The 25,575-nt window shown below is 62.9% G+C and carries 23 protein-coding genes; 15 read left to right on the top strand and 8 right to left on the bottom strand.

Annotation, left to right across the window (positions count from 1 at the left end):
• Positions 1-108 precede the first annotated feature (108 nt).
• From ACZ889_RS26710 to ACZ889_RS26695, 4 genes are all read right to left on the bottom strand, one after another.
• Positions 109-4,635, bottom strand: coding sequence for a hemagglutinin repeat-containing protein (locus ACZ889_RS26710; RefSeq protein WP_476257975.1), 4,527 nt, complete (start codon positions 4,633-4,635; stop codon positions 109-111).
• Positions 4,636-4,662: 27 nt separating this feature from the next.
• A complete protein-coding gene (locus tag ACZ889_RS26705; protein ID WP_180689335.1) occupies positions 4,663-6,345 on the bottom strand; it encodes a ShlB/FhaC/HecB family hemolysin secretion/activation protein in 1,683 nt (560 codons plus the stop codon).
• 160 nt (positions 6,346-6,505) lie between these two features.
• Entirely contained in the window at positions 6,506-7,060 is a 555-nt protein-coding gene (locus tag ACZ889_RS26700) for a L,D-transpeptidase family protein (protein WP_003252119.1), read from the bottom strand.
• Between the two features lie 22 nt (positions 7,061-7,082).
• Complete coding sequence (locus tag ACZ889_RS26695) at positions 7,083-7,634, bottom strand: NUDIX hydrolase (protein WP_021785719.1); 552 nt, start codon at positions 7,632-7,634, stop codon at positions 7,083-7,085.
• A 123-nt stretch (positions 7,635-7,757) separates the two neighbouring features.
• Between ACZ889_RS26695 and ACZ889_RS26690 the strand changes: the two genes are divergently transcribed.
• The 5 genes from ACZ889_RS26690 to purT all read left to right on the top strand — a co-directional run bounded on the left by ACZ889_RS26690 (position 7,758) and on the right by purT (position 10,922).
• Entirely contained in the window at positions 7,758-8,357 is a 600-nt protein-coding gene (locus tag ACZ889_RS26690) for a CoA pyrophosphatase (protein WP_003252125.1), read from the top strand.
• A 44-nt stretch (positions 8,358-8,401) separates the two neighbouring features.
• Entirely contained in the window at positions 8,402-8,926 is a 525-nt protein-coding gene (locus ACZ889_RS26685) for a gamma carbonic anhydrase family protein (protein WP_003252127.1), read from the top strand.
• Positions 8,916-9,119 (top strand): DUF1289 domain-containing protein, encoded by a 204-nt coding sequence (locus tag ACZ889_RS26680; protein ID WP_012053591.1) that lies wholly within the window; start codon positions 8,916-8,918, stop codon positions 9,117-9,119. Before ACZ889_RS26685 ends, ACZ889_RS26680 begins: the two co-directional genes overlap by 11 nt.
• Positions 9,120-9,196: 77 nt before the next feature.
• The gene (locus ACZ889_RS26675) at positions 9,197-9,664 is read left to right on the top strand and encodes a 7-cyano-7-deazaguanine/7-aminomethyl-7-deazaguanine transporter (protein ID WP_014592198.1); all 468 of its coding nucleotides are present in this window, start codon (positions 9,197-9,199) and stop codon (positions 9,662-9,664) included.
• 76 nt (positions 9,665-9,740) lie between these two features.
• Positions 9,741-10,922 (top strand): formate-dependent phosphoribosylglycinamide formyltransferase, encoded by a 1,182-nt coding sequence (gene purT, locus ACZ889_RS26670; protein ID WP_010952557.1) that lies wholly within the window; start codon positions 9,741-9,743, stop codon positions 10,920-10,922.
• A gap of 136 nt (positions 10,923-11,058) precedes the next feature.
• On the opposite strand, the gene ACZ889_RS26665 is transcribed toward purT, so the two are convergent.
• The 3 genes from ACZ889_RS26665 to ACZ889_RS26655 form a co-directional block, all read right to left on the bottom strand.
• Positions 11,059-12,357, bottom strand: coding sequence for an MFS transporter (locus tag ACZ889_RS26665; RefSeq protein WP_003252134.1), 1,299 nt, complete (start codon positions 12,355-12,357; stop codon positions 11,059-11,061).
• 268 nt (positions 12,358-12,625) lie between these two features.
• Positions 12,626-13,831 (bottom strand): transporter associated domain-containing protein, encoded by a 1,206-nt coding sequence (locus ACZ889_RS26660; RefSeq protein WP_003252136.1) that lies wholly within the window; start codon positions 13,829-13,831, stop codon positions 12,626-12,628.
• Between the two features lie 9 nt (positions 13,832-13,840).
• A complete protein-coding gene (locus ACZ889_RS26655; protein ID WP_003252138.1) occupies positions 13,841-14,650 on the bottom strand; it encodes a cytochrome C assembly family protein in 810 nt (269 codons plus the stop codon).
• Positions 14,651-14,962: 312 nt separating this feature from the next.
• Here ACZ889_RS26655 and ffh point away from each other — a divergent pair, with 312 nt between their 5' ends.
• The 6 genes from ffh to ACZ889_RS26625 all read left to right on the top strand — a co-directional run bounded on the left by ffh (position 14,963) and on the right by ACZ889_RS26625 (position 19,043).
• Positions 14,963-16,339: a signal recognition particle protein gene (gene ffh, locus ACZ889_RS26650; protein ID WP_003252139.1), complete on the top strand. Its 1,377-nt coding sequence runs from the start codon at positions 14,963-14,965 to the stop codon at positions 16,337-16,339.
• A gap of 259 nt (positions 16,340-16,598) precedes the next feature.
• Entirely contained in the window at positions 16,599-16,850 is a 252-nt protein-coding gene (gene rpsP, locus ACZ889_RS26645; protein ID WP_003252142.1) for a 30S ribosomal protein S16, read from the top strand.
• A 5-nt stretch (positions 16,851-16,855) separates the two neighbouring features.
• Positions 16,856-17,392 carry a ribosome maturation factor RimM gene (gene rimM / locus ACZ889_RS26640; protein WP_003252144.1) on the top strand — a complete coding sequence of 179 codons (537 nt, stop codon included), beginning with the start codon at positions 16,856-16,858 and terminating at the stop codon, positions 17,390-17,392.
• A 3-nt stretch (positions 17,393-17,395) separates the two neighbouring features.
• Entirely contained in the window at positions 17,396-18,148 is a 753-nt protein-coding gene (gene trmD, locus ACZ889_RS26635; protein WP_003252146.1) for a tRNA (guanosine(37)-N1)-methyltransferase TrmD, read from the top strand.
• A 42-nt stretch (positions 18,149-18,190) separates the two neighbouring features.
• On the top strand, positions 18,191-18,541 hold the full coding sequence (gene rplS, locus ACZ889_RS26630; protein WP_003252148.1) for a 50S ribosomal protein L19: 351 nt from the start codon (positions 18,191-18,193) through the stop codon (positions 18,539-18,541).
• 94 nt (positions 18,542-18,635) lie between these two features.
• Complete coding sequence (locus tag ACZ889_RS26625; protein ID WP_004575447.1) at positions 18,636-19,043, top strand: acyl-CoA thioesterase; 408 nt, start codon at positions 18,636-18,638, stop codon at positions 19,041-19,043.
• 3 nt (positions 19,044-19,046) lie between these two features.
• Here the strand turns inward: ACZ889_RS26625 and ACZ889_RS26620 are convergent, their stop codons facing one another.
• The gene (locus tag ACZ889_RS26620; RefSeq protein WP_476257974.1) at positions 19,047-20,852 is read right to left on the bottom strand and encodes a cation:proton antiporter; all 1,806 of its coding nucleotides are present in this window, start codon (positions 20,850-20,852) and stop codon (positions 19,047-19,049) included.
• A 68-nt stretch (positions 20,853-20,920) separates the two neighbouring features.
• Here ACZ889_RS26620 and xerD point away from each other — a divergent pair, with 68 nt between their 5' ends.
• The 4 genes from xerD (at position 20,921) to thrC (ending at position 25,571) form a co-directional block, all read left to right on the top strand.
• The gene (gene xerD / locus ACZ889_RS26615) at positions 20,921-21,817 is read left to right on the top strand and encodes a site-specific tyrosine recombinase XerD (protein ID WP_003252154.1); all 897 of its coding nucleotides are present in this window, start codon (positions 20,921-20,923) and stop codon (positions 21,815-21,817) included.
• A 153-nt stretch (positions 21,818-21,970) separates the two neighbouring features.
• On the top strand, positions 21,971-22,714 hold the full coding sequence (locus ACZ889_RS26610; RefSeq protein WP_003252155.1) for a thioredoxin fold domain-containing protein: 744 nt from the start codon (positions 21,971-21,973) through the stop codon (positions 22,712-22,714).
• Positions 22,715-22,797: 83 nt separating this feature from the next.
• A complete protein-coding gene (locus ACZ889_RS26605; RefSeq protein WP_003252157.1) occupies positions 22,798-24,102 on the top strand; it encodes a homoserine dehydrogenase in 1,305 nt (434 codons plus the stop codon).
• A 59-nt stretch (positions 24,103-24,161) separates the two neighbouring features.
• Complete coding sequence (thrC, locus tag ACZ889_RS26600) at positions 24,162-25,571, top strand: threonine synthase (RefSeq protein ID WP_003252159.1); 1,410 nt, start codon at positions 24,162-24,164, stop codon at positions 25,569-25,571.
• Positions 25,572-25,575: the final 4 nt, after the last annotated feature.

The following is a 25,575-nucleotide window of genomic DNA, read 5'->3' as shown; positions in this document are numbered from 1 at the left end:
GGGGGCTGTGGTATTCGCTGTGGAAGCGGGGGACACGCGGTGCCTGGGTATCAGCAGCAGGGCACAAGATTTCTGATGCCCCCAAATTGCCAGGGCCGCGATTGCGTCTTAGTGCTTCTTCCCTTGCATGCTCGAAGCCCATTGCTCGCTGCGACTATGCCCACTGGTTCTCAACACACCCAGGTCCAGCGCATTTTCCCCATCCGCCGCCATTTTGCTTTTGGCTATCTCGGCGATTGCCGTGCCCAGATCCACCGGTGAGTTGGACGCATCGAGCGACAGGTCTCGGCGATAGTCATTGCCGCTTAGCGTTTCCTGGGTGACCGAGTTGGCGTCGAGCCTCACGTCGCCTTTGGCCGACTGCAAGCGTGCCCCTACCAGATGAGCGTTGCCACCGACCTGCAGGTCGATGCCGTCGCTGCTTTTAAGCGTGGTCTGACGCGCCACGTTGTCGCGCTGGGCATGCGACACGTCGAGGCTGACGGTCGGCGAGAACCCTGGGTCTGCCTTGCTCAGGGCAGAACCGGCCGTTTTCTCGACCTTGCCTCCCAGCGGGCCAGCCACCGATTTGGCCGCGTTGACATAGCCCTGCGGGTTTTTCTCCTGGCTCAGCCTGACATCACCCTTCACGCTCAGGGTGTTGACGTTGTCCTTGAGGCTGGCGATGCGCAGGTCACCGTCGATTGTGCCGCCAATGTGCTTTGCATCCAGGGTGGCACTCTCGATACGGGTATCGCCGCGGCTTTGCAGGTCGATGCGCTCGGCGCGCAGGTCACTGGTATTCCAGGTGAGGTTGTCGCGCTTGTCGAGCTCTACCTTGAGCCGGCCATGCAGGCCGCGGGTGTCCAACGCGCCCTTGGCCATGTTGAAACCGGCGCCGGCCGAGATGTCGAGGTTGTCGCGTCGCTCCTGGCTGGAAGAGGCTTCAACCAGCATGCCGCCATTCGAGGCGTCGAGGGTGATCTGTTCGGCCGAGGCCTGCAGGCCTTGCAGGTGCAGGGCGATGTCCTCGCGGGCGCTGCTGGTCAGGGTCAGTGTGCCGTTGCTGGCAAACTGGGCATCGACCGCCTGACGTGCATGTTCGTCCTGCTTGCCGTGGCTGAAGTGGCCGCCTATGGCTCCCCCCTGGGTCTGGCCAGCCTTGGCCGCCAGCTCCATGCCGCCACCCAGGTTGGCGCCTGTGGCCTGCTGGGTGTTGCTGGCCGCCTTGACCTGCAACTGGCCGCCGCTTTGCACCCGTATGTCGCCGGCCTTGGCCTCGCGGTTGCCAATGCGGGTGCCTTCGAGCAACAGGTCGCCGGCGCTGGTCAGTTGAACTTCGCCCTTGGCGTCGATTTGTGCCACTTGTGCCTTGCTCTGCGTGCTCAGCTTCTGGCCATGGTCCAGATAGCCCCGACCATCGACGCCGGTGCTGCCCGGGCGGTTGCCGACTTTGGCCCAGGCATTGCCATCGAGCTGGCGTGACTGCTGTTCGGCCTGGTCGGTCGCCTGGGGTAGGGCCAACGACCCTGCACTGTGCATGACCACGCTGCCTTCACCGCCATCGATGCGGGCCCCTTCGTAGCGGCCATCGCTGCCTAGCTGTACCTGGATACCCTGTTGCCCGTAAAGGCTGCCGGGCACGGCGGTGCTGGCGATATCCTTTTTATCCAGCGACCCTCCTTTGCCGGCGGCGCGTACATTCAAGTCCTCGCCGGTGCTGGTGTCCAGGCGCGCGTCGCCACCATAGGCCAGGCGTTGAACGGTGGTTTCCTGGGTATTTTCGGCGGCGCTCACCTGGTGCTGCTGCGCCTCGATTTTCAGCGAGCCGGCATTGGCCCGCCAGGCTGTGCCCTGGTCGGCCAGTGTGTCAGCCTTGACCTCGACCTTTGCTGCGGACAACTCGCTGACCTGAGCAATGCCACGGCGCTGGTTTTCCAGGCGCTTGAGGTGTTCAACCGTCATGTCGGCACCCACGCTGGGCGGTGCCATGGCGTCTTCGGGCGAGGCTTGCTGGAAGCGCGCGGCTTCCTCACCCAGCACCAGGCGTTCGATAGGGCGGGTCAGGTCGCGGTATTCGATACTGGCGCCCAGGCTACCCGACCAGTCGTCACGGCTTTGTTCATGTTCATGGGTATCCTGCACTGCACGGTTGTCGATGCGTTTGGCGGTCACCTGCAGGGTGTTGCCGGCCTCGACGTGCGCGGCCTCGGTGAGCAGTGCATCACTGCGCAATTTCAGATCGCCGCTGGCCTGCAACTCGCTGCGCTGCACCTTGCTTTCGCGTTCGGCTTGCACCTCGCGGTTGTGATGGCCTTCGAACAAACTGCCCAGGCGGTCGATGCCACCGGTTACCGTCAGCCCGCCACCACTTTCGGTGGTGCTGGTGACTACGTCACGGTCGTTGCGGGTCGCCCCCAGTGTCACTTCCCGCGCCTGCACATCGAGGTCGCCGGCAGTGGCCTGGACCTTGCTGCCGTTGACCTGCAGGTGCGCGCTGCTGCTCATGCCCACCGAGGCACCCTTGAGCTCACTGGCAACCTGGCTGGTCGCGCGCTGCTTGCTGGTGGTGGTCACGACCTCATACGCCACGCCAGCCGCGTATTGGCGAGACTCGGGCTTGCCATCCTCGGTTTCCTGGGTCTGTCTGGCGCTGGCCGTGAAACCCCGTTGTTGGTCGCGGGTTTCGCGTTCATCGACCGATTGCGCACTGCCAATCAGCAGGTCGCCTTTGGCCTCGACTTGCAGATGCTTGCCAGCGGCAACCTTGGCGCCCTGGATGCGCATCTCTTCGGCGCTGGCCAGGCGCAGGTTGCTGGTCGAGCTGACGTCGCTGACCAGTACCTGCTGTTTGCGGTCCGTGCTTTCGTGCGTGCTGCCGATCAGGCCGAACAGCTTACTGTCACTGGTGCGCTGGGTGGAGGTCGTGCTGCCATGGTCCGCCGCGATGGCCAGCGAACCGTTCTCGCTGTAGAGCACCGCGTCCTTTTTACCGAACACGGTACTGCCTTTGATGGCGACCTGGTCGGCTCTGACTGTGAGCTCGCCATCGCTGGTTATGGTGCTGCCCGCGACGACCTGGCCCTCGGTGTCGTTACCTTTTCGATCGCCAAAGAATGTACCGGATACCAGGTCGCCTCGGTAATCGCGTTGGGTACCGTGTTCCTGCAAGGTGGTGGTGCCGATGTCGGCCTGTTTTGCCTGGATAGCCAGATCGCCGCGGCTGTGCAGGCTGCTGCCCTGCACGTTGAGGTTGTCGCTTGCCTTTATCGACATGTGCCCGGCGCTCAGGGTACTGCCCTTTGCGGTTTCCTTGAGCTGGTCGCTATCGCTGTCACCGCGCCATAAGTCCTTGCGATGACGCACCTGCTGTTCGGTGCGTTTGCTGTCGATGCCGGCGAGGATGTCCAGGCCGGCACCGCTGTCGACCGTCAGCTCGCTACCGGCGTCCACCTTCGCTGCGGTCATGCGCATGTCGTCGCCGGACTGCAACAGCACGCTGTCAGTGCCCAGCAATTGACTGCCCTGTTGCTGCTGGTGGGTGGTGGTGGTTTTGCTGTTGTAGGTTTCGCGGGTGACGAACCAGAACTTCTTGTTCCAGCTGTCACTGTCGTGCTTGATGTGCTCGATTGTCTTGGCGTCCAGTGTGAGTTTCTTGCCCGCCCTTGCTTCGATTCGCGGGGCCTGGCCGTCGACCGTTTCAAGCATCAGGTCATCGGCAGCGGTGAGTTTCAGCACGTCGCGCTCGCTGCGCAGCTCGGTCGGGCGGTCGGCACTGCCACTGACATGCAGGCCCCCGGCCGAGCTGATGTCGACCCCCTCGGCGCCCAGAATCTGCGAGGCCCCCACACGCACACCCGCGCCTTCGGCGGTACTTACCACACGGATACGCCCGGCGCGCATGGCGCCGAACAGGCTGGCATCAATGCTCGACGAGGGGCTGGGCAGGTGTTCGACCACCTCGCCGCTGCGGCTGTCGATACGGTTGCGACCGACGGTGATGTCGAGCGTTTCGCTGGCCATGAGCAGGCCTTTGCTGTCCACGCGTGGTGCGATCAGTTCGAGTGCGCCACCGGCATTGCCCTGGCCATGCTCCAGTACCTGCAGGGTGCCACTGGCCGTGAGCGTATCGAGATACCTGAGCTGTTGTTCCTCGAATTGCGGGGTGCCCACCACGAAGCCTGCGCGGGTGGTGTTGATGAAACTGCCGCCATTGAGGGTGATGCCATTGGGGTTGGCCAGTATGTAGTCGGCCGGGCGCCCGAAGATTTCCTGCGGCCCCTCGATCAGCGAGGCGTTGCGGCTGACCACTTCGTTAAGAATGGTCGAGGCGGCCTGGCCCTGGAACTGCGGGTTGGCCGCCAGGGCACCGGCCAGTTGCGACTGCCCGGCTGCGGTGGCGTTGTTCAGCACCAGGCCAGGGGTGGCCACGTTGTAGTCGATGAACTGGTTGTGTGACAGCCCCTTGGCGTTGGGCGGCACGATGTCGATCACCGGCACCCCGTGGCCATTGTGGATGACCGGGGTCCCCCCGGGGCCGCTGGCTGCTTCCAGTCCTGTCTGAGCCAGTGCGGCGCTGGGCCCGAGCACGGCGAGGAAGATTGCCCAGCGCAAGGTATCCGGGCGAACAGGCGGTAACTGCGAGAGTGTTTGCATTTTCTCGTTCTCTTTGTTGTGGGTGAATCAGATGTTCAGGGCCCAGTCCAGCACCCAGAAGCCGGGCTCCAGCAGCGGGCGGGGCAGGTCACTGGTGTACAAGGCGCGTTGGTAGTCCAGGCGCAGGCGGCTGCCGGGCAGGCTCAGTTCCAACCCTGCGGCGGCCCCGGCCAGGCGCTGTGACGGTTTGCCTTCGGCGGTGCGAACCCAGCCCTGGTCCAGGCCGATGTAGGGGCGTATCTCGAAGGGGTGGGCCCAGGTCAGTGGCAGCGCTTGGCTGAACGTATTGCGCCAGACGGCGCTGCTGGCACCGGAGTAAGTGTGCAGACGAAAGCCGCGGACAGCCGAATCGTCGCTGACCAGCAGTTGTTCGACGGCAGGCAACAGGTCGCGGCTGTACTGCAGGGCCAGCTCGCTCTGCCAGCGCCAAGGGTTGGGTGCCGGGCCCTGACGCAGGTGCAGCAGGTTGGCGCGGTATTTGCGAAAGTCCGGGCGCAGGCGTTGAGCACCCAGGGGCGCGCGGTCGGCACCCAATGCGTCAATGCCTTGGGCAACGCCGAAGTAGCCGTTCCACAAGCCATTTTCGAGCCACAGCAGGTTGAGGCCGGCCTCTACCGTGGCCAGCGTCGGGCTCTGCTGGACGATAACTGCGCCAGCGCTGCGGTTGATCAGCTGCTTGCGGTCCAGCCGGGCGCTGGCGCTGAGCATGCCTTGCTGGTTGCGCCACAACACCCGCTCGACACTCAGGCCCTGATAGCTGCTGCTGCCGTCGGCAGCCTTGTCGCTGTAGGGGAGTGGGGCTTGATAGCTTAGCTGGCTGGCGCTGAGGGCAAAGGTCCAGGCGCCGTAGGGGATGCTGTAGTACAACGATATCCCTTGGCTTTGGCCGGGCGTATCGAGCACCGTGCGGGTCCACGACAGGCGCAGCTCATCATTGAGGCCAAGCGGGCTGTCCAGGCCAATGCCGAGGTTGACGCGGTGGCGGCCCGTCAGCTCGCTGCCCCGGTTGTCGAAGCGGCTGTCCAGGTGCCAGCGTGAAGCAACCTTGCCCGGCTGCACGACCACGCGGGTGCCGCCTTGCAGTTCGCCGGGCAGCAAGGTGGCGCCCAGTTCATAGGCGCGTAGGCGGTTGAGCTGGTCCAGGCCTTGCTCAAGGTCGGGCAGGTACAGTGGCTGCCCGAGCAGGCCTGGGAAGGCACTGGAGAGGGACAGGGGCAGGTCGGGCCCTGCCAGTTCGATTGTTTCGACAAAGCCTTCGACAATGACGATGTCCAACGGCATGCCTTGTTCTGGGGGCTGTCGCAGGTAGGGTCGGCTGGTTGGGTAGCCGGCTTGTACATAACGTTGGGTGATGGCTTTGAGCAGCCGATTGATGTCGGCGATGCCCATGCAGGCAGGCGTGAGCGCACGGAGGGTGGGCGCCAGTGCCGAGCTCGAAAGCCGGTGCATGCCCGCCACGCGCACGCCATCGACTGCCCAGCAGCGATCATCGTGCGGTCGCTGGGAAGTGCTGTTGGTCGGTTCAGTCGGGGCGGAGATGCGCCGCCAGCGCTCCAGCCGCTGCTGTTGCTCCAGTTGCCGCAGCCCATGCTGTTGATCGCGCAACTGCTGGCTGGCAGGGTCGTCGGCCAGCACGTGGGGAATGGACAGCACGCCTGACAGGCAACTGGCCGACAGCCAATGGGCGATGCGGTGAATCAGGCACGGCATTGAAGCACCCCGCAAATGATGTACGGTTTTCGTACTCGTCTGCGTGGATGCTAAAAATTAAGTCACTCGCCTGGATGCAGTACCCTGCCTAAGCAACTGTCAGGCAAGTTCTCGCAAAGTGGTGAGAAGGTTCCTACAACCTGTACTGAAAGGCCCTATATCAAGGCCTGATCTCGATCAGCGTTCCATCCCGTACCAAGTCCCACACTTCCTGCATGTCGCGGTTGCGCATGGCAATGCAACCATCCGTCCAGTCCAGGGTATGGAAGTACCATTCCGGGTATTCATCGTTGATCGGCGTGCCGTGAATCATGATCATGCTGCCGGCACTCACCCCTGCCCGGGTCGCGCGGGCGGCATCGCTGATGTTCGGGTAATTGATGTGCATGGCCAGGTTGAAGCGGTCGCTTTGCTTGCGCCAGTCCAGCCAGTACAAGCCCTCGGGGGTTTTCTTGTCGCCTTCGCGTTCCTTGGCGCCCTTGGGCTGCTTGCCCAGCGAGATGCGGTAGGTTTTCAGCGGCTCGCCGCGGCTGATCAACTGCAGGCGGCGCTCCGACTTGATCACCAGTACCTTGTCGATCAACGGTTGCATGGCTTGCTGCGAAGGCGATGGGGTTTGCGCTGCCGGCGCGGGCTTGCGGATGATGGTTTCGGTGAAGGCCGCCTGGGACACCGAGGTAACGCAAAGGCAGAAAAGGGCAAGCAACCAGCGCATGTAACAGTATCCCTGAAGGCGTTTAGGTGTGTGGCGAAACGTTCATCGGCGGCAGGTATTCATGGCCTATGGGGTAGTGCTGGCCGATGCGGTCGCGATAGTAGCATTCTAGTGTGCGAGTGACGGTGCGGAAAGCCAGCTCGTCCCACGGTATCTCATGTTCTTCGAACAGCCGCACCTCCAGGCTTTCGACACCGACGGCAAAGTCCAGGTCCGCCAACTCGGCGCGGAAGAACACATGCACCTGGCTGATGTGCGGCAGATCGAATAGCTGGTACAGGGACGTCGGCCCGACCCGGGCGCAGGCTTCCTCGACGGTTTCGCGACGCGCGGCCTGGTCGAGGGTTTCGCCGTTTTCCATGAAACCGGCGGGCAGGGTCCAGAAACCCCGGCGCGGTTCGATGGCGCGGCGACACAGCAACACCTGGCTGCCCCAGGTCGGCAATACGCCGGCCACGATGTTGGGGTTCTGGTAGTGGATGGTCTGGCAAGAGCCGCAGACGTACCGCAGGCGGCTGTCGCCCTCGGGGATCTGCTGAGTGACCGGTTGGCCGCACGCGCTGCAGAATTTCATGTGTGGTTCCTTATGTTCAAGGCTATCTTGGCGCGGCCACCGTGCCGCCGCAAGCGCTGGGGCTTGGGTGCTTCGCGGCTTTGGTGCATGATGCAACACAGGACCTGGATACGAGCGTGCGCAATGCTGGACGAGCTACTTCGCCGAATGAGCAACCACCAACCCGCGTCATTGGAAACCGACAGGCGGTTCCCCGAAGCGGCGGTCCTCTTGCCCATTACCCGCAGCGAAGCGCCCGAACTGGTTTTGACCCTGCGCGCCAAGGGCCTCTCTACCCACGGTGGTGAAGTCGCCTTTCCCGGTGGCCGCCGCGACCCGGAAGACCCGGACCTGGTCTTTACTGCCCTGCGCGAGGCTGAAGAAGAAATCGGCCTGCCCCCTGGCCTGGTGGAGGTGATTGGCCCGCTCAGCCCGCTGATTTCGCTACATGGCCTGAAAGTGACGCCATTCGTCGGGCTTATCCCGGACTTCGTCGAGTATCGCGCCAATGATGCCGAGATCGCGGCAGTATTCACCGTGCCGCTGGAGTTCTTCCGGCAGGACCCGCGTGACCATACCCACCGTATCGATTACCAGGGGCGTAGCTGGTATGTGCCAAGTTACCGCTATGGTGAATACAAGATCTGGGGGTTGTCGGCGATCATGATCGTCGAGCTGGTCAACCTGCTGTTCGATGCCGGTATCAGCCTGCATCAACCCCCGGAGCGTTACATCGAAAATTGAGCGGGGCCTACCCCGCCGTCTGCGTCGCAGCCTGAGGAACAAGCATGAAATATCGCCTGGGCGACCTGCGGGTCGAGAGCCACCCCACCAGTTGGGCCGCCCCCAACGCCACGCTCATTGGCAACGTGCGCCTGCAAGCCAATGCCAGTGTGTGGTTTGGCGCGGTGTTGCGCGGTGATAACGAGCTGATCGACATCGGCGAAGGCAGCAACGTGCAGGATGGCACGGTGATGCACACGGACATGGGCTCGCCACTGACGTTGGGCAAGGGCGTGACCGTTGGCCACAATGCCATGTTGCATGGCTGCACGGTGGGCGACTTCAGCCTGGTCGGTATCAACGCAGTGATCCTCAATGGCGCACGCATTGGCAAGCACTGCATCATCGGCGCCAACGCACTGATTGCCGAGGGCAAGGAAATCCCGGACGGTTCGCTGGTGATGGGCTCGCCGGGCAAGGTGGTACGCGAGCTGACCGAGCAGCAGAAACGCATGCTTGAAGCGAGTGCTGCACATTACGTGCATAATGCCCAGCGTTATGCGCAAGCGTTGGTGGTTGATGATGAGTGATGTAGCAGAGCGGCCGGTGGCATCGCCGTGCGTGAGCATTTGCGCGCTGGACGAGCAGGATATCTGCACCGGCTGCCAGCGTACCGTGGCCGAGATTGGCCGCTGGGGGCGGATGGACAACGACGAGCGCCGGGCGGTGCTCAAGCGTTGCCATGAACGGGCAGTAGAAGCCGGCCTCATCTTGCAGGCCTGACGCGAACCCTGTAGGGGCGGGTTTACCCGCGAACGGCCCAGCGGTAATCTGTACGGCTTGCCCACAGACAGCCCGCCATGTTCTATCTGATTGCCTATATCAGCAGCGTAGTGCTGATCAACTACGCCTTCTCCAGTGCCCCGCATCTGGACATCATCTGGTCCGCCTGGGGCGGCCTGGTGTTCATCCTGCGCGACATGGTGCAGACCCGTTTCGGTCATGGCGCCCTGTTCGCCATGCTGGTGGCACTGGTGTTGTCCTATGTCACCTCGGAGCCGGCCATCGCCCTGGCCAGCGCCACTGCGTTCTTCATTTCCGAGCTGATCGACTGGCTGGTGTTCAGCATCACCCGTCGGCCGCTGCGCGACCGCCTGTGGCTCAGTTCGGCGCTGAGCATCCCGGTGGATACCTTCATTTTCTTCGGCATGATCGGCGCTTTGACCCCGGCAGTCATCGGCACCGCGATGGCCTCGAAGTTCGCCGGTGTAACGGCGGTGTGGCTGGCCATGGCATTTCGCGCCCGGCGGGCCGCCGTGGCCGGTTGATGGTGTAGAATAGCGGTCCTTTTTCAGCGGGTGGCGCCTAGCCTGGCGCGGCCCCGGATGCCTTCGAGGACCTGAAATGACCCGTATCGGAACCCCATTGTCGCCCACCGCGACCCGTGTACTGCTCTGCGGCTGTGGCGAGCTGGGCAAGGAAGTGGTAATCGAGCTGCAGCGCCTGGGCGTCGAAGTAATCGCCGTCGACCGTTACGCCAATGCTCCGGCAATGCAGGTGGCGCACCGCAGCCATGTGGTCAACATGCTCGATGGCGTTGCCCTGCGCGCGGTGATCGAAGCCGAGAAGCCGCACTACATCGTTCCGGAAATCGAAGCCATCGCCACCGCCACCCTGGTCGAGCTGGAAAACGAAGGCTTCACCGTGGTGCCCACCGCCCGCGCCACCCAGTTGACCATGAACCGCGAAGGCATCCGCCGCCTGGCTGCCGAAGAGCTGGACCTGCCAACCTCGCCGTACCACTTCGCCGACACCTATGAAGACTACGCCAAGGCCGTAGCCGACCTGGGTTACCCGTGCGTGGTCAAGCCGGTGATGAGCTCGTCGGGCAAGGGCCAGAGCCTGCTGCGCAGCGATGCTGACCTGCAGAAGTCGTGGGACTATGCCCAGGAGGGCGGCCGCGCTGGTAAGGGCCGGGTGATTGTCGAAGGTTTCATCGACTTCGAATATGAAATCACCCTGCTGACCGTGCGCCACGTGGGCGGTACCACCTTCCTTGAACCTGTCGGGCACCGTCAGGAGAAGGGCGATTACCAAGAGTCCTGGCAGCCACAGGCCATGAGCCCGAAGGCGCTGGCCGAATCGCAGCGCGTGGCCAAGGCGGTCACCGATGCCCTCGGCGGTCGCGGCCTGTTTGGTGTGGAGCTGTTCGTGAAGGGCGACCAGGTGTGGTTCAGCGAAGTGTCGCCGCGCCCGCATGACACCGGTCTGGTCACCCTGATTTCCCAGGACCTGTCGCAATTCGCCCTGCATGCCCGCGCCATTCTCGGCCTGCCGATTCCGGTGGTGCGTCAGTTCGGCCCGTCGGCCTCGGCAGTGATCTTGCCCGAAGGCCAGTCCCAACAGACCAGCTTCGCCAACCTGGGCGCAGCGCTGAGCGAGCCGGATACCGCCATTCGCCTGTTCGGCAAGCCGGAAATCAACGGTACCCGCCGCATGGGCGTGTGCCTGGCGCGTGACGAGTCGGTCGAACTGGCGCGGGCCAAGGCGACTCGTGCTTCGCAGGCGGTCAAGGTCGAGTTCTGATCCGAGAGTGCTGGGGCTGCTTTGCAGCCCTATCGCGACACAAGGCCGCTCCCACAGGGATCGCGCAGCTTCCAGGCTTACGCGATCCCTGTGGGAGCCTTGTGTCGCGATAGGGCCGCAAAGCGGCCCCAGTGGCTTACAGCGCGGTATCCCGCGTCTCTTTCAGGCACAGCACGGCAATCAGGCTGATCACCGCCGCCGCCGACACATAACCCCCCACCCAGCTCAACCCCCCCATGCTCACCAGCTTCTGGGCAAAGAACGGTGCCGCCGAGGCGCCAACGATGCCGCCCAGGTTATACGCCGCCGAGGCACCGGTATAACGCACGTGAGTCGGGAACAGCTCTGGCAGCAGTGCCCCCATCGGCGCAAAGGTCACGCCCATCAGGAACAGCTCGATGGCCAGGAACAGCGCCACCCCCGCAGTCGATCCCGAGGTCAGCAGCGGTTCCATGGTAAAGCCCGAAGCTATCGCCAGCAGGCCGCCGACGATCAGTACCGGCTTGCGCCCGTAACGGTCACTGAGCCAGGCCGACAACGGTGTGGCCAGTGCCATGAACACCACCGCGAAGCACAGCAGGCCAAGGAACGTTTCGCGGCTGTAGCCCAGTGTGGTTACGCCGTAGCTCAGCGAGAACACCGTGGAAATGTAGAACAGTGCATAGCACACCACCATGGCCGCAGCGCCCAGCAGGGTTGGCAGCCAGTATTTCGAGAACAGGTCGACCACCGGCATTTTCACCCGCTCGTGGCGGGCAACGGCCTTGGCGAACACCGGGCTCTCTTCGAGCTTCAGGCGCACGTACAGGCCTACCAGTACCAGTGCGGCGCTGAGCAGGAACGGAATGCGCCAGCCCCACTCACGGAACTGCTCGTCGCTGAGCACCAGGGCCAGGGTCAGGAACAGGCCGTTGGCCGCCAGGAAGCCGATTGACGGCCCCAGCTGCGGGAACATGCCGAACCAGGCCCGTTTGCCTTCCGGCGCGTTTTCGGTAGCCAGCAGGGCCGCGCCACCCCATTCGCCGCCCAGGCCCAGGCCTTGGCCAAAACGCAGCAGGCAGAGAATGATCGGCGCCCACACGCCAATGCTGTCGTAGCCCGGCAGCACGCCAATGGCGGTGGTGGATACGCCCATCAGCAGCAGCGAGGCGACCAGCGTCGACTTGCGGCCAATGCGGTCGCCGAAGTGGCCGAACAACGCCGAGCCCAGTGGCCGGGCGAGGAAGGCGATACCGAAGGTGAGGAAGGCGGCCAGCATTTGCGCGGTGCCCGACCCGGACGGGAAGAACACCGGGCCGATCACCAAGGCTGCGGCGGTGGCGTAGACGTAGAAATCATAGAACTCGATGGCGGTGCCGATGAAGCTGGCAGTGGCGACCCGCGCAGGCGAGTTGACGGGTGTGGCAGGCGCTTGGGCGTAAGTGCTGCTTGTCATTGAATAGGTCCCTGACAGTCTGGTCCGGCTCCATGGGCTTGGCCCGCAGTGGCGTGCCCTGTAAAAGGCACGGTGACGCGGACGCCGGAGCGTTTTGTTGTGTGCGCCCGACTGACGATGGCCCAAGGGGGGTAGGGGCGGGGGCGGGTACTGTTCGGGGTGTTGACGCAGGACCGCAGGGCGTATCAGTGGAGCGGACTGGCCGTGGAGCGCCGGGTGCGGGTAGCAGGCGTGACGGCGGGGCTGGGTAAGCGTGACCCGAGTATAGCTATCGGGTCACGGTCCACACCAGTACCTTGCTGGCGCAATTGTCCTCTGTTTCAAGGATTTCCAGGCGATAGCGGCCTATCTTCAGGCAAACAGCGCTTTCCGGGATGCTTTCCAGCGCTTCGGTGACCAGCCCGTTGAGGGTTTTCGGCCCGCCGTCGCAGGGCAGGTGCCAGCTCAGGGTGCGGTTGATTTCGCGTAACGAAGCGGTGCCATCGATGACGAAGGTGCCATCAGGTTGCGGGTGCACATGCGGGTTTTCCAGGCTTTGCTCGTCCTCGAACTCACCGACGATCTCTTCGAGAATGTCTTCCAGGGTGACGATACCCAGTACTTCGCCGTACTCGTCCACCACCACGCCCAAGCGGCGTTGCTGCTTGTGGAAGTTCAACAACTGCATTTGCAGGGGCGTGCTTTCCGGTACGAAATAGGGTTCGTAGCAGGCGCTGTGCAGCGCTTCCAGGGTCAGCTCGGCCTTGGGCAGCAGGTGGCTGATCAGCTTGGTGTTGAGGATCGCTTCGACCTGGTTGATGTCGTTGTGGTAGACCGGCAGGCGGGTGTGGCGGCTGACGATCAACTGCTCGATGATGCGTTCGATCGGCTCGTCGAGGTTGATGCCATCCACTTCGTTGCGCGGCACCAGGATGTCGTTGACGGTGATCTTGTCCAACGACTGCAGGCCGTCGAGCAGGCCATGGCGAGGTGCTTCGTGCTGTTCATCCTCATCAAAGTCGTCGGCATCCTGCGTATGCAGGGCCACAGCGGTGGGCTGTGCACGGAACGGGCGCAGCATGAGCTTGGCGGCGCCGTCCAGTAGGCAGGCCAGTGGCTGCAGCAGTGCGAGAGGCACTTTCAGCAGGCTGGCGCCAAGGCTCACGAACGCCTGCGGGTTACGTCGGGCCAGGCGCCGCGGCAGGTATTCGGCAAACACCAGCAAGGCGAGGGTCGCGGCCAGGCCCGCCAGCCAGAAGCCGTGCTCGCCGCTCTGGCGCTGGCCCATCAGGCAGGCCAGCCCCAGCACCAGTAGCTTGCCCAGGCTGGCGCACAGCACCAAGGCCTGGGCCGGCAGCACGGGATGGCCGTCTTCGCCGGCGCGCAGTGCGCCATTGAGCTGCAGGCGGGCAGCCTCCACGGCGGTGAACAGTGCTGACCACAAAAGGGCCAGTGCCAGAGTGCCGAATAGCGGTGCGTACGGCAGGGTGTCCATGGGCGGCCGTCAGATATGCAAGATGAATTCGCGAACCAGCTTGCTGCCGAAATAGGCCAGCATCAGCAGGCAGAAACCGGCCAGCGTCCAGCGGATGGCCATGTGGCCCCGCCAACCCAGGCGGGTGCGGCCCCACAGCAGCACGCTGAACACCACCCAGGCGACACAGGCCAGCAAGGTCTTGTGCGCCAGGTGCTGGGCAAACAGGTTGTCGAGGAACAGCCAGCCGGAGATCAGCGACAGCGACAACAGGCACCAACCGGCCCAGAGGAAGCCGAACAGCAGGCTTTCCATGGTTTGCAGTGGCGGGAAGTTGCGGATCAGCCCGGACGGGTGCTTGTTCTTCAGCTGGCGGTCCTGCAGCAGCAACAGCAGCGACTGGAACACCGCGATGGTGAACAGCCCGTAGGCCAGGATCGACAACAGGATATGCGCAAGGATGCCCGGTTCTTCATTGATCAGCGGCACCGTACCGGGGGGCGCGAACTGCGCCAGCAGTGCCGTTACCGCGCCCAGCGGGAACAGCAGCACCAGCAGGTTTTCTACCGGTATGCGCAGGCAGGCCAGCAATGTCAGGGTAATGACTGCCACGGCGATTAGGCTGGCGGCGCTGAAGAAGTCCAGGCTCAGCCCCAGCGGGGTGATCAGCTGGAAGAACAGTGCGCCGGCCTGGGCCAGCACCGCGAAGGCACCCAGCAGGCCAAGCAGGCGCTTGTCGGCCTTGCGGCCCTGGGCCAGGTGAGAGCCCTGGTAGATGGCCGCTGCTATATATAGGCCGGCGGCGATCAGGTTGGGAATGAGGCTGGGAGAGGAGACCATAAGTCCTGGTTGGCGAGCCTTTAAAGAGACGGAGTTTGGCATAGATTCTGCCGCTCTAGGAAGACTGAAGGGTTGTGTCAGGGCATTCGCGGGCACGCCCGCTCCCACAGGTACGGCCCAGGCCTGCAAGCAGTGAAGATCCTGCGGGAGCGGGCGCGCCCGCGAAGAGGCCAGCACAGCCACCGAATATCTACCAAGGTGTGCGTCGCCGCTGCACTTCGCTATAATCGCCGCCTTGCTGTGCCCGGCGGGTGTGTATTTCCCCCCTGGCACCTGACAAACCTCGGCTTTACTGGGCCTGAAAGGATCACCATGTTCGAAAACCTGACCGACCGCCTGTCACAGACGCTGCGCCATGTCACCGGCAAGGCCAAGCTGACCGAAGACAACATCAAGGACACGCTGCGCGAAGTGCGCATGGCGCTGCTCGAGGCCGACGTTGCCCTGCCGGTAGTCAAGGATTTCGTCAACAGCGTCAAGGATCGTGCGGTCGGTACCGAGGTGTCGCGCAGCCTGACCCCGGGCCAGGCCTTCGTGAAGATCGTCCAGGCCGAGCTGGAAAGCCTGATGGGCGCGGCCAACGAAGACCTGGCACTGAACGCCGCCCCGCCTGCTGTCGTGCTGATGGCGGGCCTGCAGGGCGCGGGTAAGACCACCACCGCCGGCAAGCTGGCGCGCTTTCTTAAAGAGCGCAAGAAAAAGAGCGTGATGGTGGTGTCTGCCGACGTCTATCGTCCGGCGGCGATCAAGCAGTTGGAAACACTGGCCAACGATATCGGCGTCACCTTCTTCCCGTCCGATATCAGCCAGAAGCCGGTGGCCATCGCCGAAGCCGCCATCCGTGAAGCCAAGCTGAAGTTCATCGACGTGGTCATTGTCGACACCGCCGGCCGTCTGCACATCGACGCCGACATGATGGACGAGATCAAGGCGCTGCACGCTGCCGTCAAACCGATCGAGACGCTGTTCGTGGTCGACGCCATGACCGGCCAGGACGCTGCCAACACCGCCAAGGCCTTTGGCGAGGCGCTGCCGCTGACCGGTGTGGTGCTGACCAAGGTTGACGGTGACGCCCGTGGCGGTGCTGCGCTGTCGGTACGCGCAATCACCGGCAAACCGATCAAGTTCATCGGTATGGGTGAGAAGACCGAGGCGCTCGAGCCGTTCCACCCCGACCGCGTCGCTTCGCGCATCCTCGGCATGGGTGACGTGCTCAGCCTGATCGAGCAGGCTGAGCAGACCATCGACAAGGCCAAGGCCGACAAGCTGGCCAAGAAGCTGAAGAAGGGCAAGGGCTTCGACCTCGAAGACTTCCGTGACCAGCTGCAGCAAATGAAGAACATGGGCGGCCTCGGCGGCCTGATGGACAAGCTGCCAAGCATCGGCGGGGTCAACCTGTCACAAATGGGCAACGCCCAGGGCGCGGCCGAAAAGCAGTTCAAGCAGATGGAAGCGATCATCAACTCCATGACCCCGGCCGAGCGCCGCGACCCTGACCTGATCAGCGGTTCGCGCAAGCGCCGTATTGCGTTGGGGTCCGGTACCCAGGTGCAGGACATCGGCCGGCTGATCAAGCAGCACAAGCAGATGCAGAAGATGATGAAGAAGTTTTCTGCCAAAGGCGGCATGGCCAAGATGATGCGCGGCCTCGGTGGGATGCTGCCAGGTGGCGGCATGCCAAAGCTGTAACCCCTGATTCGGGTGCTTGCCTTTTGTCGGGCAAGCGCCCAGAACCCCCGCTGTAGCGGGGCAACGGCCGCGAATTTCGCGGCGCAACCGGCAAATCTGGACGGCAGGGCGAGGCCTTGCCGAAAAAGTCATTTGCAAATGTCCGTGTATTCCCCGAGAATATGCGGCCTTTTGGGCACCCGTGTGCCTATTTGGCATTCAGATTTGCAGTACCAGCTGCTGTATCAACTGCAGCACCGACTATAGGAACGATGTTCACATGGTAACCATTCGTCTGGCCCGTGGCGGCTCGAAAAAGCGCCCATTCTACCACCTGACCGTGACCAACTCGCGTAACGCCCGTGACGGCCGTTTCGTTGAGCGCGTAGGTTTCTTCAACCCAATCGCTGCTGGCGCCGAAGTTAAGCTGTCGGTCAACCAAGAGCGCGTCACCTACTGGCTGAGCCAGGGTGCACAGCCGTCTGAGCGTGTTGCTCAGCTGCTGAAGGAAGCTGCCAAGGCTGCTGCCTGAATAGTATGAACGCGACGCCAGAAAAGGCTGACGACCTCATCGTCGTTGGCAAGATTTTTTCGGTTCACGGCGTTCGCGGCGAGGTGAAGGTGTATTCCTTTACCGATCCGATTGAAAACCTGTTGGATTATCCACGCTGGACGCTTCGGCACGAAGGCAAGGTAAAGCAGGTCGAGCTGGTCAGCGGTCGTGGCTCCCAAAAGGGCCTGGTCGTGAAGCTGAAAGGTCTCGACGATCGCGATGAAGCCCGTCTTCTGAGCGGTTACGAAATCTGCATCCCGCGGAGCCTTTTGCCCAACCTGGCTGCCGACGAGTACTACTGGTACCAGTTGGTAGGTCTGAAGGTCATCAACCAGGACGAACAACTGTTCGGCAAGGTCGATCACCTGTTGGAGACCGGTGCGAACGATGTAATGGTGGTCAAGCCCTGCGCAGGCAGCCTGGATGATCGCGAGCGTCTGTTGCCCTATACGGAGCAATGTGTGCTGGCAATCGACCTCGAAGCAGGCGTGATGCGGGTCGAATGGGACGCGGACTTCTAAACGATGGGTAACCTTCGCGTAGACGTCATCACGTTGTTCCCCGAGATGTTCTCGGCCATCACGGAGTACGGCATTACCAGCCGCGCGGTGAAACAAGGGTTGCTTCAGGTGACTTGCTGGAACCCGCGGGACTACACCACAGATCGTCACCACACGGTAGATGATCGGCCGTTTGGCGGTGGTCCGGGCATGGTGATGAAAATCAAGCCTCTGGAAGACGCCTTGGTTAGCGCCAGGCAGGCGACCGGAGCAGCGGCGAAGGTGATCTACCTTTCGCCACAAGGCCGCAAGCTGACTCAGCAGGCGGTCAAAGGCCTGGCCGAGCAGGAATCGTTGATCCTGATCGCCGGTCGTTATGAAGGCATCGACGAGCGCTTTATCGAGGCTCATGTCGATGAGGAGTGGTCGATTGGCGACTATGTGCTTTCCGGTGGCGAGCTGCCGGCCATGGTACTGATCGATGCGGTTACGCGACTGCTGCCCGGAGCTTTAGGGCATGTGGACTCGGCGGAAGAAGATTCCTTCACCGACGGTCTGCTCGATTGCCCGCACTACACCCGGCCTGAGGTGTATGCGGATCAGCGTGTTCCCGACGTGTTGCTAAGTGGCAACCATGCACATATCCGGCGTTGGAGGATGAAGCAGTCCCTTGGTAGGACCTTCGAACGACGCGCCGATCTTCTGGAAAGTCGCTCACTTTCTGGAGAAGAGAAGAAGCTGCTCGAGGAATATCTCCGCGAGCGGGACGATAGTTAAACGTATCGATGGTGGATCGCGTATCCATCTTAGGAGCACAGCATGACCAACAAGATCATCCAGCAGCTCGAAGCCGAGCAGATGAGCAAGGAAATCCCGACCTTCGCACCAGGCGACACCGTTGTCGTTCAGGTTAAAGTGAAGGAAGGTGAGCGTTCCCGTCTGCAGGCGTTCGAAGGCGTCGTTATCGCCAAGCGTAACCGCGGTCTGAACAGCGCCTTCACCGTGCGCAAGATCTCCAGCGGCGTTGGCGTAGAGCGTACCTTCCAGACCTACAGCCCGCAAATCGACAGCCTGGCCGTGAAACGTCGTGGTGACGTGCGTAAAGCCAAGCTGTACTACCTGCGCGACCTGTCCGGCAAAGCCGCTCGCATCAAGGAAAAACTGTCCTGAGTGCAGTTTGCCCGGTGGCCGAGGCCGCCTAGCGAGAAAAAAGCAGCCTTCGGGCTGCTTTTTTGCGTTTTGAAACCCCGAAAATGTGATTGCCATGACGACCCGAGACCAGGAAATCCAGCGCCGCACCGAACTGTCGGTGACCCGCGTGACCAAGGCGGTGTTCCCCAATACCACCAACCACCACAACACCCTGTTCGGCGGCACCGCCCTGGCCTGGATGGACGAAGTGTCGTTCATCGCTGCCACGCGTTTCTGCCGCCTGCCATTGGTTACCGTGTCTACAGACCGCATCGATTTCAAGCACCCGATTCCTGCGGGCTCGATCGTCGAGCTGGTGGGGACGGTGATCAAGGTTGGCAATACCAGCCTGCAGGTGCAGGTGGATGTGTTTGTCGAGAACATGTACCTGGATGGCCGTGAACGGGCGATCCATGGGGTGTTCAGCTTCGTCGCCATCGACGAGGACAAGCGCCCGGTGCCCGTGCTGCCAGGCACCTGAGCATTACGGTTGCGCTGCTGGCTCGATCAATGCCACCAAGGTCCAGCCCGGTTGTGGCTGCAGCGGGTTATCAGGGCTGGCTACATGGACCCAGCCATGGCCATCGCGCGCGAACAGCAAGTTTGCCCGTTCGCCATGCAGTGCCTGGTAGGCATCCCAGCCAAAGCCTTCGGTCAGGTTGGTGCTATACAGCTCGGCGCCTTGATGCAGACGGTTGGCCAGTTGCAGATAGGTCATCGGCTTGGCCCCCAATAGATGCCCACGGTGTTCTTCGGCCGCCCGATGCTTGTCGCTACGTTGTTTCTCCAGGCCACTGGCTAGCACGAACAGCCGGCTGTGGCCGAAATCATGACGGAACCTGGCGCAGGCCAGGGCATTGATTTCGCCGGCGGGAGAGAGGCCCAGCAAGTGCCCGAGGCCGACCAGGTCCAGATGGGCGTCGGCATGCTGCGAGGCCGGGTTGCCAAAGTAGGTCGTGAGCCCGTCCATGCGTGCGGCGCGGATGTTTTCCCAGCTGGAGTCCGTCAGCAAAACCCGGCAGCCCAATTGTTGAAGGGCTTTGGCGATGGCCCGGGCCGGTTCGTTGGCACCGACGATGAGAAACCCGCTGGGTGCCGGTTCGGCGACCTTGAGCAAGCGTGCCAGCGGCCTGGCCGTGGCGCTTTGCAGTACCACCGTGCCAATGATAACCGCGAAGGTCAACGGTACCAGCAGCAAGGCATCCTGGTGGCCGGCCTGGTGCAGACGGATGGCAAAAATAGCGGAAACGGCCGCAGCAACGATGCCGCGTGGCGCAATCCAGGCCAGCAGCGCGCGCTCCCGCCAGTTGAGTGTCGAGCCCAGTGTGGCCAGCCAAACGTTGAGCGGACGTGCCAGCAGCTGGATCACCAGCAACAATGCCAGCACAGCAGGGCCAAGGCCCAGCAGGGCATGCAGGTCAAGGCGTGCAGCCAGCAGGATGAACAGGCCGGATATCAGCAGCACACTGAGGTTTTCCTTGAAGTGCAGGATTTGCCGCACATCAACCCCGCGCATGTTGGCCAGCCACATGCCCATCACGGTCACCGCCAGCAGCCCGGACTCGTGCACGATCTGGTTGGCGGCGATGAAAATGCCCAGTACCGCCGCCAAAGACGCGAGATTGTGCAGATATTCTGGTAGCCACTGTTCGCGCATGATTTGCCCCAGTACCCAGCCCCCTGCCGCGCCCAGGGCGGTACCGCAGAAGATCACACCGGCAAAAGTGATAAGGCTCTGGCTCAGGCCGTTACCCTCGGCGCTGGCGATGATGAAGCTGTATACCACCACGGCGAGCAGCGCGCCGATGGGGTCGATCATGATCCCTTCCCAGCGCAGGATGTTCGCGATCGCTGCCTTTGGCCGCACCACGCGCAGCATGGGCACGATCACCGTGGGGCCAGTCACCAGGGTCAAGGTGCCGAAAAGAATCGCCAGCGGCCAGTCGAACCCGAGCAACCAGTGGGTTGCCAGTGCAATCACCAGCCAGGTGACCAGTGCGCCCACCGTGACCAGGCGATGCACCACGCTGCCGATCTCGCGCCACTGCGACAGGTGCAGGGTCAGGCTGCCTTCGAACAGAATCAGCGCTACCGCCAGCGACACCAGCGGCATCAGCAATGGGCCGAACAGCGCCTCGGGGTCGAGCCATCCCAGCGCTGGGCCGGCAAGGATCCCGGCCAACAACAGAAACAGAATCGCCGGCAGCTTCAGGCGCCAGGCCAGCCACTGGCAGGCGAGCGCTGCTGCGCCGATGCCGCCCACACTCAGAAGGATCTGCTGTTCGCTCATGCGGGCTCCCTATGCCGACGTTGTTATGAAAGACTAAGCGCCATTTCGTCGTTTGCCACCGAGATTTCATGCCCGCCCTCGACCACCCCCTGATCGACCAGTTCCTTGACGCCCTATGGCTGGAAAAAGGCCTGTCCGACAACACCCGCGTGTCCTACCGCAGCGACCTGGCCCTGTTCAATGGCTGGCTGCAGGAGCATTCGGTATCGCTGCCAGACGCCGGCCGCGACCTGATCCTCGATCACCTGGCCTGGCGCCTGGATCAGGGCTACAAGCCACGTTCCACGGCGCGTTTCCTCTCCGGTCTGCGCGGCTTTTTCCGTTACCTGCTGCGGGAAAAGCTGGTGGCCATCGACCCGACCCTGCAGGTCGACATGCCGCAATTGGGCAAGCCGCTACCCAAGTCGCTGTCCGAAGCCGATGTCGAAGCCCTGTTGCAGGCTCCGGACCTGGGCGAAGCCATTGGCCAGCGCGACCGTGCCATGCTCGAAGTGCTCTACGCGTGCGGCCTTCGGGTTACCGAACTGGTCAGCCTGACCCTCGACCAGGTCAACCTGCGCCAGGGTGTGCTGCGGGTGATGGGCAAGGGCAGCAAGGAACGCCTGGTGCCCATGGGTGAAGAGGCGGTGGTGTGGTTGGAGCGCTACCAGCGCGATGGTCGCGCCGAACTGCTCAATGGCCGTCCCAGCGACGTGCTGTTCCCCAGTCAGCGCGGCGAGCAGATGACGCGCCAGACCTTCTGGCACCGTATCAAACACCACGCACGGGTTGCCGGCATCGACAAGCCGCTGTCGCCGCACACCCTGCGGCATGCCTTCGCCACCCACCTGCTCAACCACGGTGCCGACTTGCGGGTGGTGCAGATGCTGCTGGGCCACAGTGACCTGTCGACCACGCAGATCTATACCCACGTCGCCAAGGCGCGCCTGCAGCAGTTGCACGCCCAGCACCACCCTCGTGGATGAATGTTTTTCATGTTCCGCCGACCGGTCCTTGCGACCCCCTTCACGGGCAGCGTGATGTGGTAGGCTTGAGCGGTTTGCACCAAGGGCCGCACGGTCACCGCGTATTTTCCGCAGGTGGCGCCCTCCGGCCCCTGTCCGCCTTCAGGAGTTCCCATGCGCGTGACCCAGTTTTTCGCCGCCGCCGCGTTGGCGCTGGCCAGTACCTTTGCCGTTGCCGCGGCAACCGATAGCAACGCCGGTGCCGAGCAGGCCATCCGTAAATCGTTGCAGAACCTCGAGTTGGAAGTGCCTGTGGAAAGCGTGGCCAGCAGCCCGCTCAACGGCCTGTATGAAGTCAAGCTGCAGGGCGGCCGCGTGCTGTACGCCAGCGCTGACGGCCAGTTCGTGATGCAGGGCTACCTGTTCCAGATCCAGGACGGCAAGCCGGTCAACCTCACCGAAAAAACCGAACGCCAAGGTATCGCCAAGCTCATCAACGGCATTCCAGCCGCCGAGATGGTGGTTTATCCTGCCAAAGGCGAGACCAAGTCGCACATCACCGTGTTCACCGACACTACCTGCCCGTACTGCCACAAACTGCACGCCGAAGTGCCTGAGTTGAACCGTCGCGGTATCGAAGTGCGCTATGTCGCCTTCCCGCGCCAGGGCCTCGGTTCGGCGGGTGACCAGCAGTTGCAGGCGGTATGGTGCTCCAGCGACCGCCGTGGGGCGATGGACAAAATGGTCGAAGGTGAAGAAATCAAGGCCGCCAAGTGCACCAACCCGGTCAGCAAGCAGTTCCAGCTGGGTCAGTCGATCGGTGTCAACGGCACGCCGGCCATTGTTCTTGAAAGCGGCCAGGTCATTCCGGGCTACCAGCCGGCACCGCAGGTCGCCAAGCTGGCACTTGCCAAGTAATCCAGTTCAGTACGCCGTCGTCATGGGGTGACGGCAAGTTTCACGGTCGGCAAACGTGTCGGCCGTTCAATGGGGAGTTCACAGTGAAACCGGTCAAAGTAGGCATCTGTGGGTTGGGGACCGTCGGTGGCGGAACCTTCAATGTACTTCAGCGCAACGCCGAGGAGATTGCCCGCCGTGCCGGGCGCGGTATTGAAGTGGCACAGATCGCCATGCGCTCGCAGAACCCGAACTGCCAGATTACCGGTACCCCCATTACCGCTGACGTGTTCGAAGTTGCAAGCAACCCGGAGATCGACATTGTCATCGAGCTGATCGGTGGCTATACCATCGCCCGCGACCTGGTGCTGAAGGCCATCGAAAACGGCAAGCACGTGGTCACTGCCAACAAGGCGCTGATTGCCGTGCACGGCAACGAAATCTTCGCCAAAGCTCGCGAGAAGGGCGTGATTGTCGCTTTCGAGGCGGCCGTAGCCGGTGGCATCCCGGTGATCAAGGCCATCCGCGAAGGCCTGTCGGCCAACCGCATCAACTGGCTGGCTGGCATCATCAACGGCACCGGTAACTTCATCCTCACCGAAATGCGTGAGAAGGGCCGTGCCTTCCCGGACGTGCTGGCCGAAGCTCAGGCGCTGGGCTACGCCGAAGCCGACCCGACCTTTGACGTAGAAGGCATCGACGCTGCGCACAAGCTGACGATCCTGGCGTCCATCGCGTTCGGTATCCCGCTGCAGTTCGACAAGGCCTACACCGAAGGTATCACCCAGCTGACAACGGCAGACGTGAACTACGCCGAGGCCTTGGGCTACCGCATCAAGCACCTGGGTGTGGCGCGTCGCACCGCCGAAGGTATCGAGCTGCGCGTGCACCCGACGCTGATCCCGGCCGACCGTTTGATCGCCAACGTCAACGGCGTGATGAACGCTGTCATGGTCAACGGTGATGCTGCCGGCTCCACCCTGTACTACGGTGCCGGCGCGGGTATGGAGCCTACCGCTTCGTCAGTGGTCGGCGACCTGGTCGACGTGGTCCGTGCCATGACCTCCGACCCGGAAAACCGTGTGCCGCACCTGGCCTTCCAGCCAGACTCGCTGTCGGCCCATCCGATCCTGCCGATCGAAGCCTGCGAAAGCGCCTACTACCTGCGCATCCAGGCCAAGGATCACCCGGGCGTTCTGGCCCAGGTCGCCAGCATCCTCTCGGAGCGCGGTATCAACATCGAGTCGATCATGCAGAAGGAAGCCGAGGAGCAGGATGGCCTGGTGCCAATGATCCTGGTGACCCATGGCGTGGTCGAGCAGCGTATCAATGACGCCATCGTCGCCCTGGAAGCCCTGCAGGACGTGGTCGGCAAGGTTGTGCGCATTCGCGTCGAGCAGCTCAACTAACAAATATTGCCGACGGGCCGCCCGCGCGGCCCCGGCCCCAGCATCGAAGGTTTGCACCCATGCGCTATATCAGTACCCGCGGCCAGGCACCGGCCCTGAATTTCGAAGACGTGCTGCTGGCTGGCCTGGCCAGCGACGGCGGCCTCTACGTGCCGGAAAACCTGCCACGCTTCACCCAGGAAGAAATCGCCTCGTGGGCCGGCTTGCCCTACCACGAGCTGGCCTTCCGCGTGATGCGCCCGTTCGTCGAAGGCAGCATCGCCGACGCCGACTTCAAGAAGATCCTCGAAGAAACCTACGGCGAGTTCGCCCACGCTGCGGTCGCCCCGTTGCGTCAGCTGAACAGCAACGAGTGGGTGCTGGAGCTGTTCCACGGCCCGACCCTGGCGTTCAAGGACTTTGCCCTGCAGTTGCTCGGCCGCCTGCTTGACCATGTGCTGGCCAAGCGCAACGAGCGCGTGGTCATCATCGGTGCCACCAGCGGTGATACCGGTTCTGCCGCGATCGAAGGCTGCCGCCGTTGCGACAACGTCGACATCTTCATCCTGCACCCGCACCAGCGTGTGTCGGAAGTGCAGCGCCGTCAGATGACTACCATCTTTGGCGACAACATCCACAACATCGCCATCGAAGGCAACTTCGATGACTGCCAGGAAATGGTCAAGGCCAGTTTCGCCGACCAGTCGTTCCTCAAGGGCACCCGCCTGGTCGCCGTCAACTCGATCAACTGGGCGCGGATCATGGCCCAGATCGTCTACTACTTCCATGCAGCCTTGCAGCTGGGTGGCCCGGCGCGCTCGGTGGCGTTCTCGGTACCGACCGGCAACTTCGGCGACATCTTCGCCGGCTACCTGGCGCGCAACATGGGCCTGCCGGTCAGCCAATTGATCGTCGCCACCAACCGCAACGACATCCTGCACCGCTTCATGAGCGGCAACCAGTACGTCAAGGAAACCCTGCACGCGACCCTGTCGCCGTCGATGGACATCATGGTCTCGTCCAACTTCGAGCGCCTGCTGTTCGACCTGCATGGCCGCAACGGTGGTGCGATTGCCGAGCTGATGGCCAACTTCAAGCAAGGTGGCGGCTTCAGCGTCGAGCAAGACCGCTGGACCGAAGCCCGCAAACTGTTCGACTCGCTGGCTGTCAGCGACGAGCAAACCTGCGAGACCATCGCAGAAGTGTTCGCCGCCACCGGTGAAGTGCTCGACCCGCATACCGCAATCGGCGTCAAGGCTGCCCGCGAGTGCCGCCGCAGCCTGGACACGCCAATGGTGGTGCTGGGTACCGCGCACCCGGTCAAGTTCCCGGACGCGGTGGAGAAGGCCGGTGTGGGCAAGGCGCTGGAGCTACCCGCGCACCTCAGCGACCTGTTCAGCCGTGAAGAGCGTTGCACGGTACTGGCCAACGACCTGAAGGCTGTACAGGGCTTTGTCAGCCAGCACGGCAACCGCGGCAAGCCGCTGTAACTGC

Source organism: Pseudomonas sp. TE3895, assembly GCF_056278855.1.
The sequence above is the reverse complement of the archived record's forward strand: the minus strand, read 5'-3'. Positions and strand labels throughout refer to the sequence as shown.

Excerpts from the sequence above, each read along its gene's own strand:
- ACZ889_RS26710 (WP_476257975.1), bottom strand. The coding sequence starts at position 4,635 with ATGCAAACACTCTCGCAGTTACCGCCTGTTCGCCCGGATACCTTGCGC.
- ACZ889_RS26680 (WP_012053591.1), top strand. The coding sequence starts at position 8,916 with ATGATGAGTGATGTAGCAGAGCGGCCGGTGGCATCGCCGTGCGTGAGC.
- ACZ889_RS26700 (WP_003252119.1), bottom strand. The coding sequence starts at position 7,060 with ATGCGCTGGTTGCTTGCCCTTTTCTGCCTTTGCGTTACCTCGGTGTCC.
- ACZ889_RS26625 (WP_004575447.1), top strand. The coding sequence starts at position 18,636 with ATGACGACCCGAGACCAGGAAATCCAGCGCCGCACCGAACTGTCGGTG.
- trmD (WP_003252146.1), top strand. The coding sequence starts at position 17,396 with ATGGGTAACCTTCGCGTAGACGTCATCACGTTGTTCCCCGAGATGTTC.
- ACZ889_RS26610 (WP_003252155.1), top strand. The coding sequence starts at position 21,971 with ATGCGCGTGACCCAGTTTTTCGCCGCCGCCGCGTTGGCGCTGGCCAGT.
- ACZ889_RS26685 (WP_003252127.1), top strand. The coding sequence starts at position 8,402 with ATGAAATATCGCCTGGGCGACCTGCGGGTCGAGAGCCACCCCACCAGT.
- ACZ889_RS26660 (WP_003252136.1), bottom strand. The coding sequence starts at position 13,831 with ATGGACACCCTGCCGTACGCACCGCTATTCGGCACTCTGGCACTGGCC.
- ACZ889_RS26665 (WP_003252134.1), bottom strand. The coding sequence starts at position 12,357 with ATGACAAGCAGCACTTACGCCCAAGCGCCTGCCACACCCGTCAACTCG.
- rpsP (WP_003252142.1), top strand. The coding sequence starts at position 16,599 with ATGGTAACCATTCGTCTGGCCCGTGGCGGCTCGAAAAAGCGCCCATTC.
- ffh (WP_003252139.1), top strand. The coding sequence starts at position 14,963 with ATGTTCGAAAACCTGACCGACCGCCTGTCACAGACGCTGCGCCATGTC.
- purT (WP_010952557.1), top strand. The coding sequence starts at position 9,741 with ATGACCCGTATCGGAACCCCATTGTCGCCCACCGCGACCCGTGTACTG.
- xerD (WP_003252154.1), top strand. The coding sequence starts at position 20,921 with ATGCCCGCCCTCGACCACCCCCTGATCGACCAGTTCCTTGACGCCCTA.
- ACZ889_RS26690 (WP_003252125.1), top strand. The coding sequence starts at position 7,758 with ATGCTGGACGAGCTACTTCGCCGAATGAGCAACCACCAACCCGCGTCA.
- ACZ889_RS26620 (WP_476257974.1), bottom strand. The coding sequence starts at position 20,852 with ATGAGCGAACAGCAGATCCTTCTGAGTGTGGGCGGCATCGGCGCAGCA.
- thrC (WP_003252159.1), top strand. The coding sequence starts at position 24,162 with ATGCGCTATATCAGTACCCGCGGCCAGGCACCGGCCCTGAATTTCGAA.
- ACZ889_RS26655 (WP_003252138.1), bottom strand. The coding sequence starts at position 14,650 with ATGGTCTCCTCTCCCAGCCTCATTCCCAACCTGATCGCCGCCGGCCTA.
- ACZ889_RS26705 (WP_180689335.1), bottom strand. The coding sequence starts at position 6,345 with ATGCCGTGCCTGATTCACCGCATCGCCCATTGGCTGTCGGCCAGTTGC.
- rimM (WP_003252144.1), top strand. The coding sequence starts at position 16,856 with ATGAACGCGACGCCAGAAAAGGCTGACGACCTCATCGTCGTTGGCAAG.
- ACZ889_RS26695 (WP_021785719.1), bottom strand. The coding sequence starts at position 7,634 with ATGAAATTCTGCAGCGCGTGCGGCCAACCGGTCACTCAGCAGATCCCC.
- rplS (WP_003252148.1), top strand. The coding sequence starts at position 18,191 with ATGACCAACAAGATCATCCAGCAGCTCGAAGCCGAGCAGATGAGCAAG.
- ACZ889_RS26675 (WP_014592198.1), top strand. The coding sequence starts at position 9,197 with ATGTTCTATCTGATTGCCTATATCAGCAGCGTAGTGCTGATCAACTAC.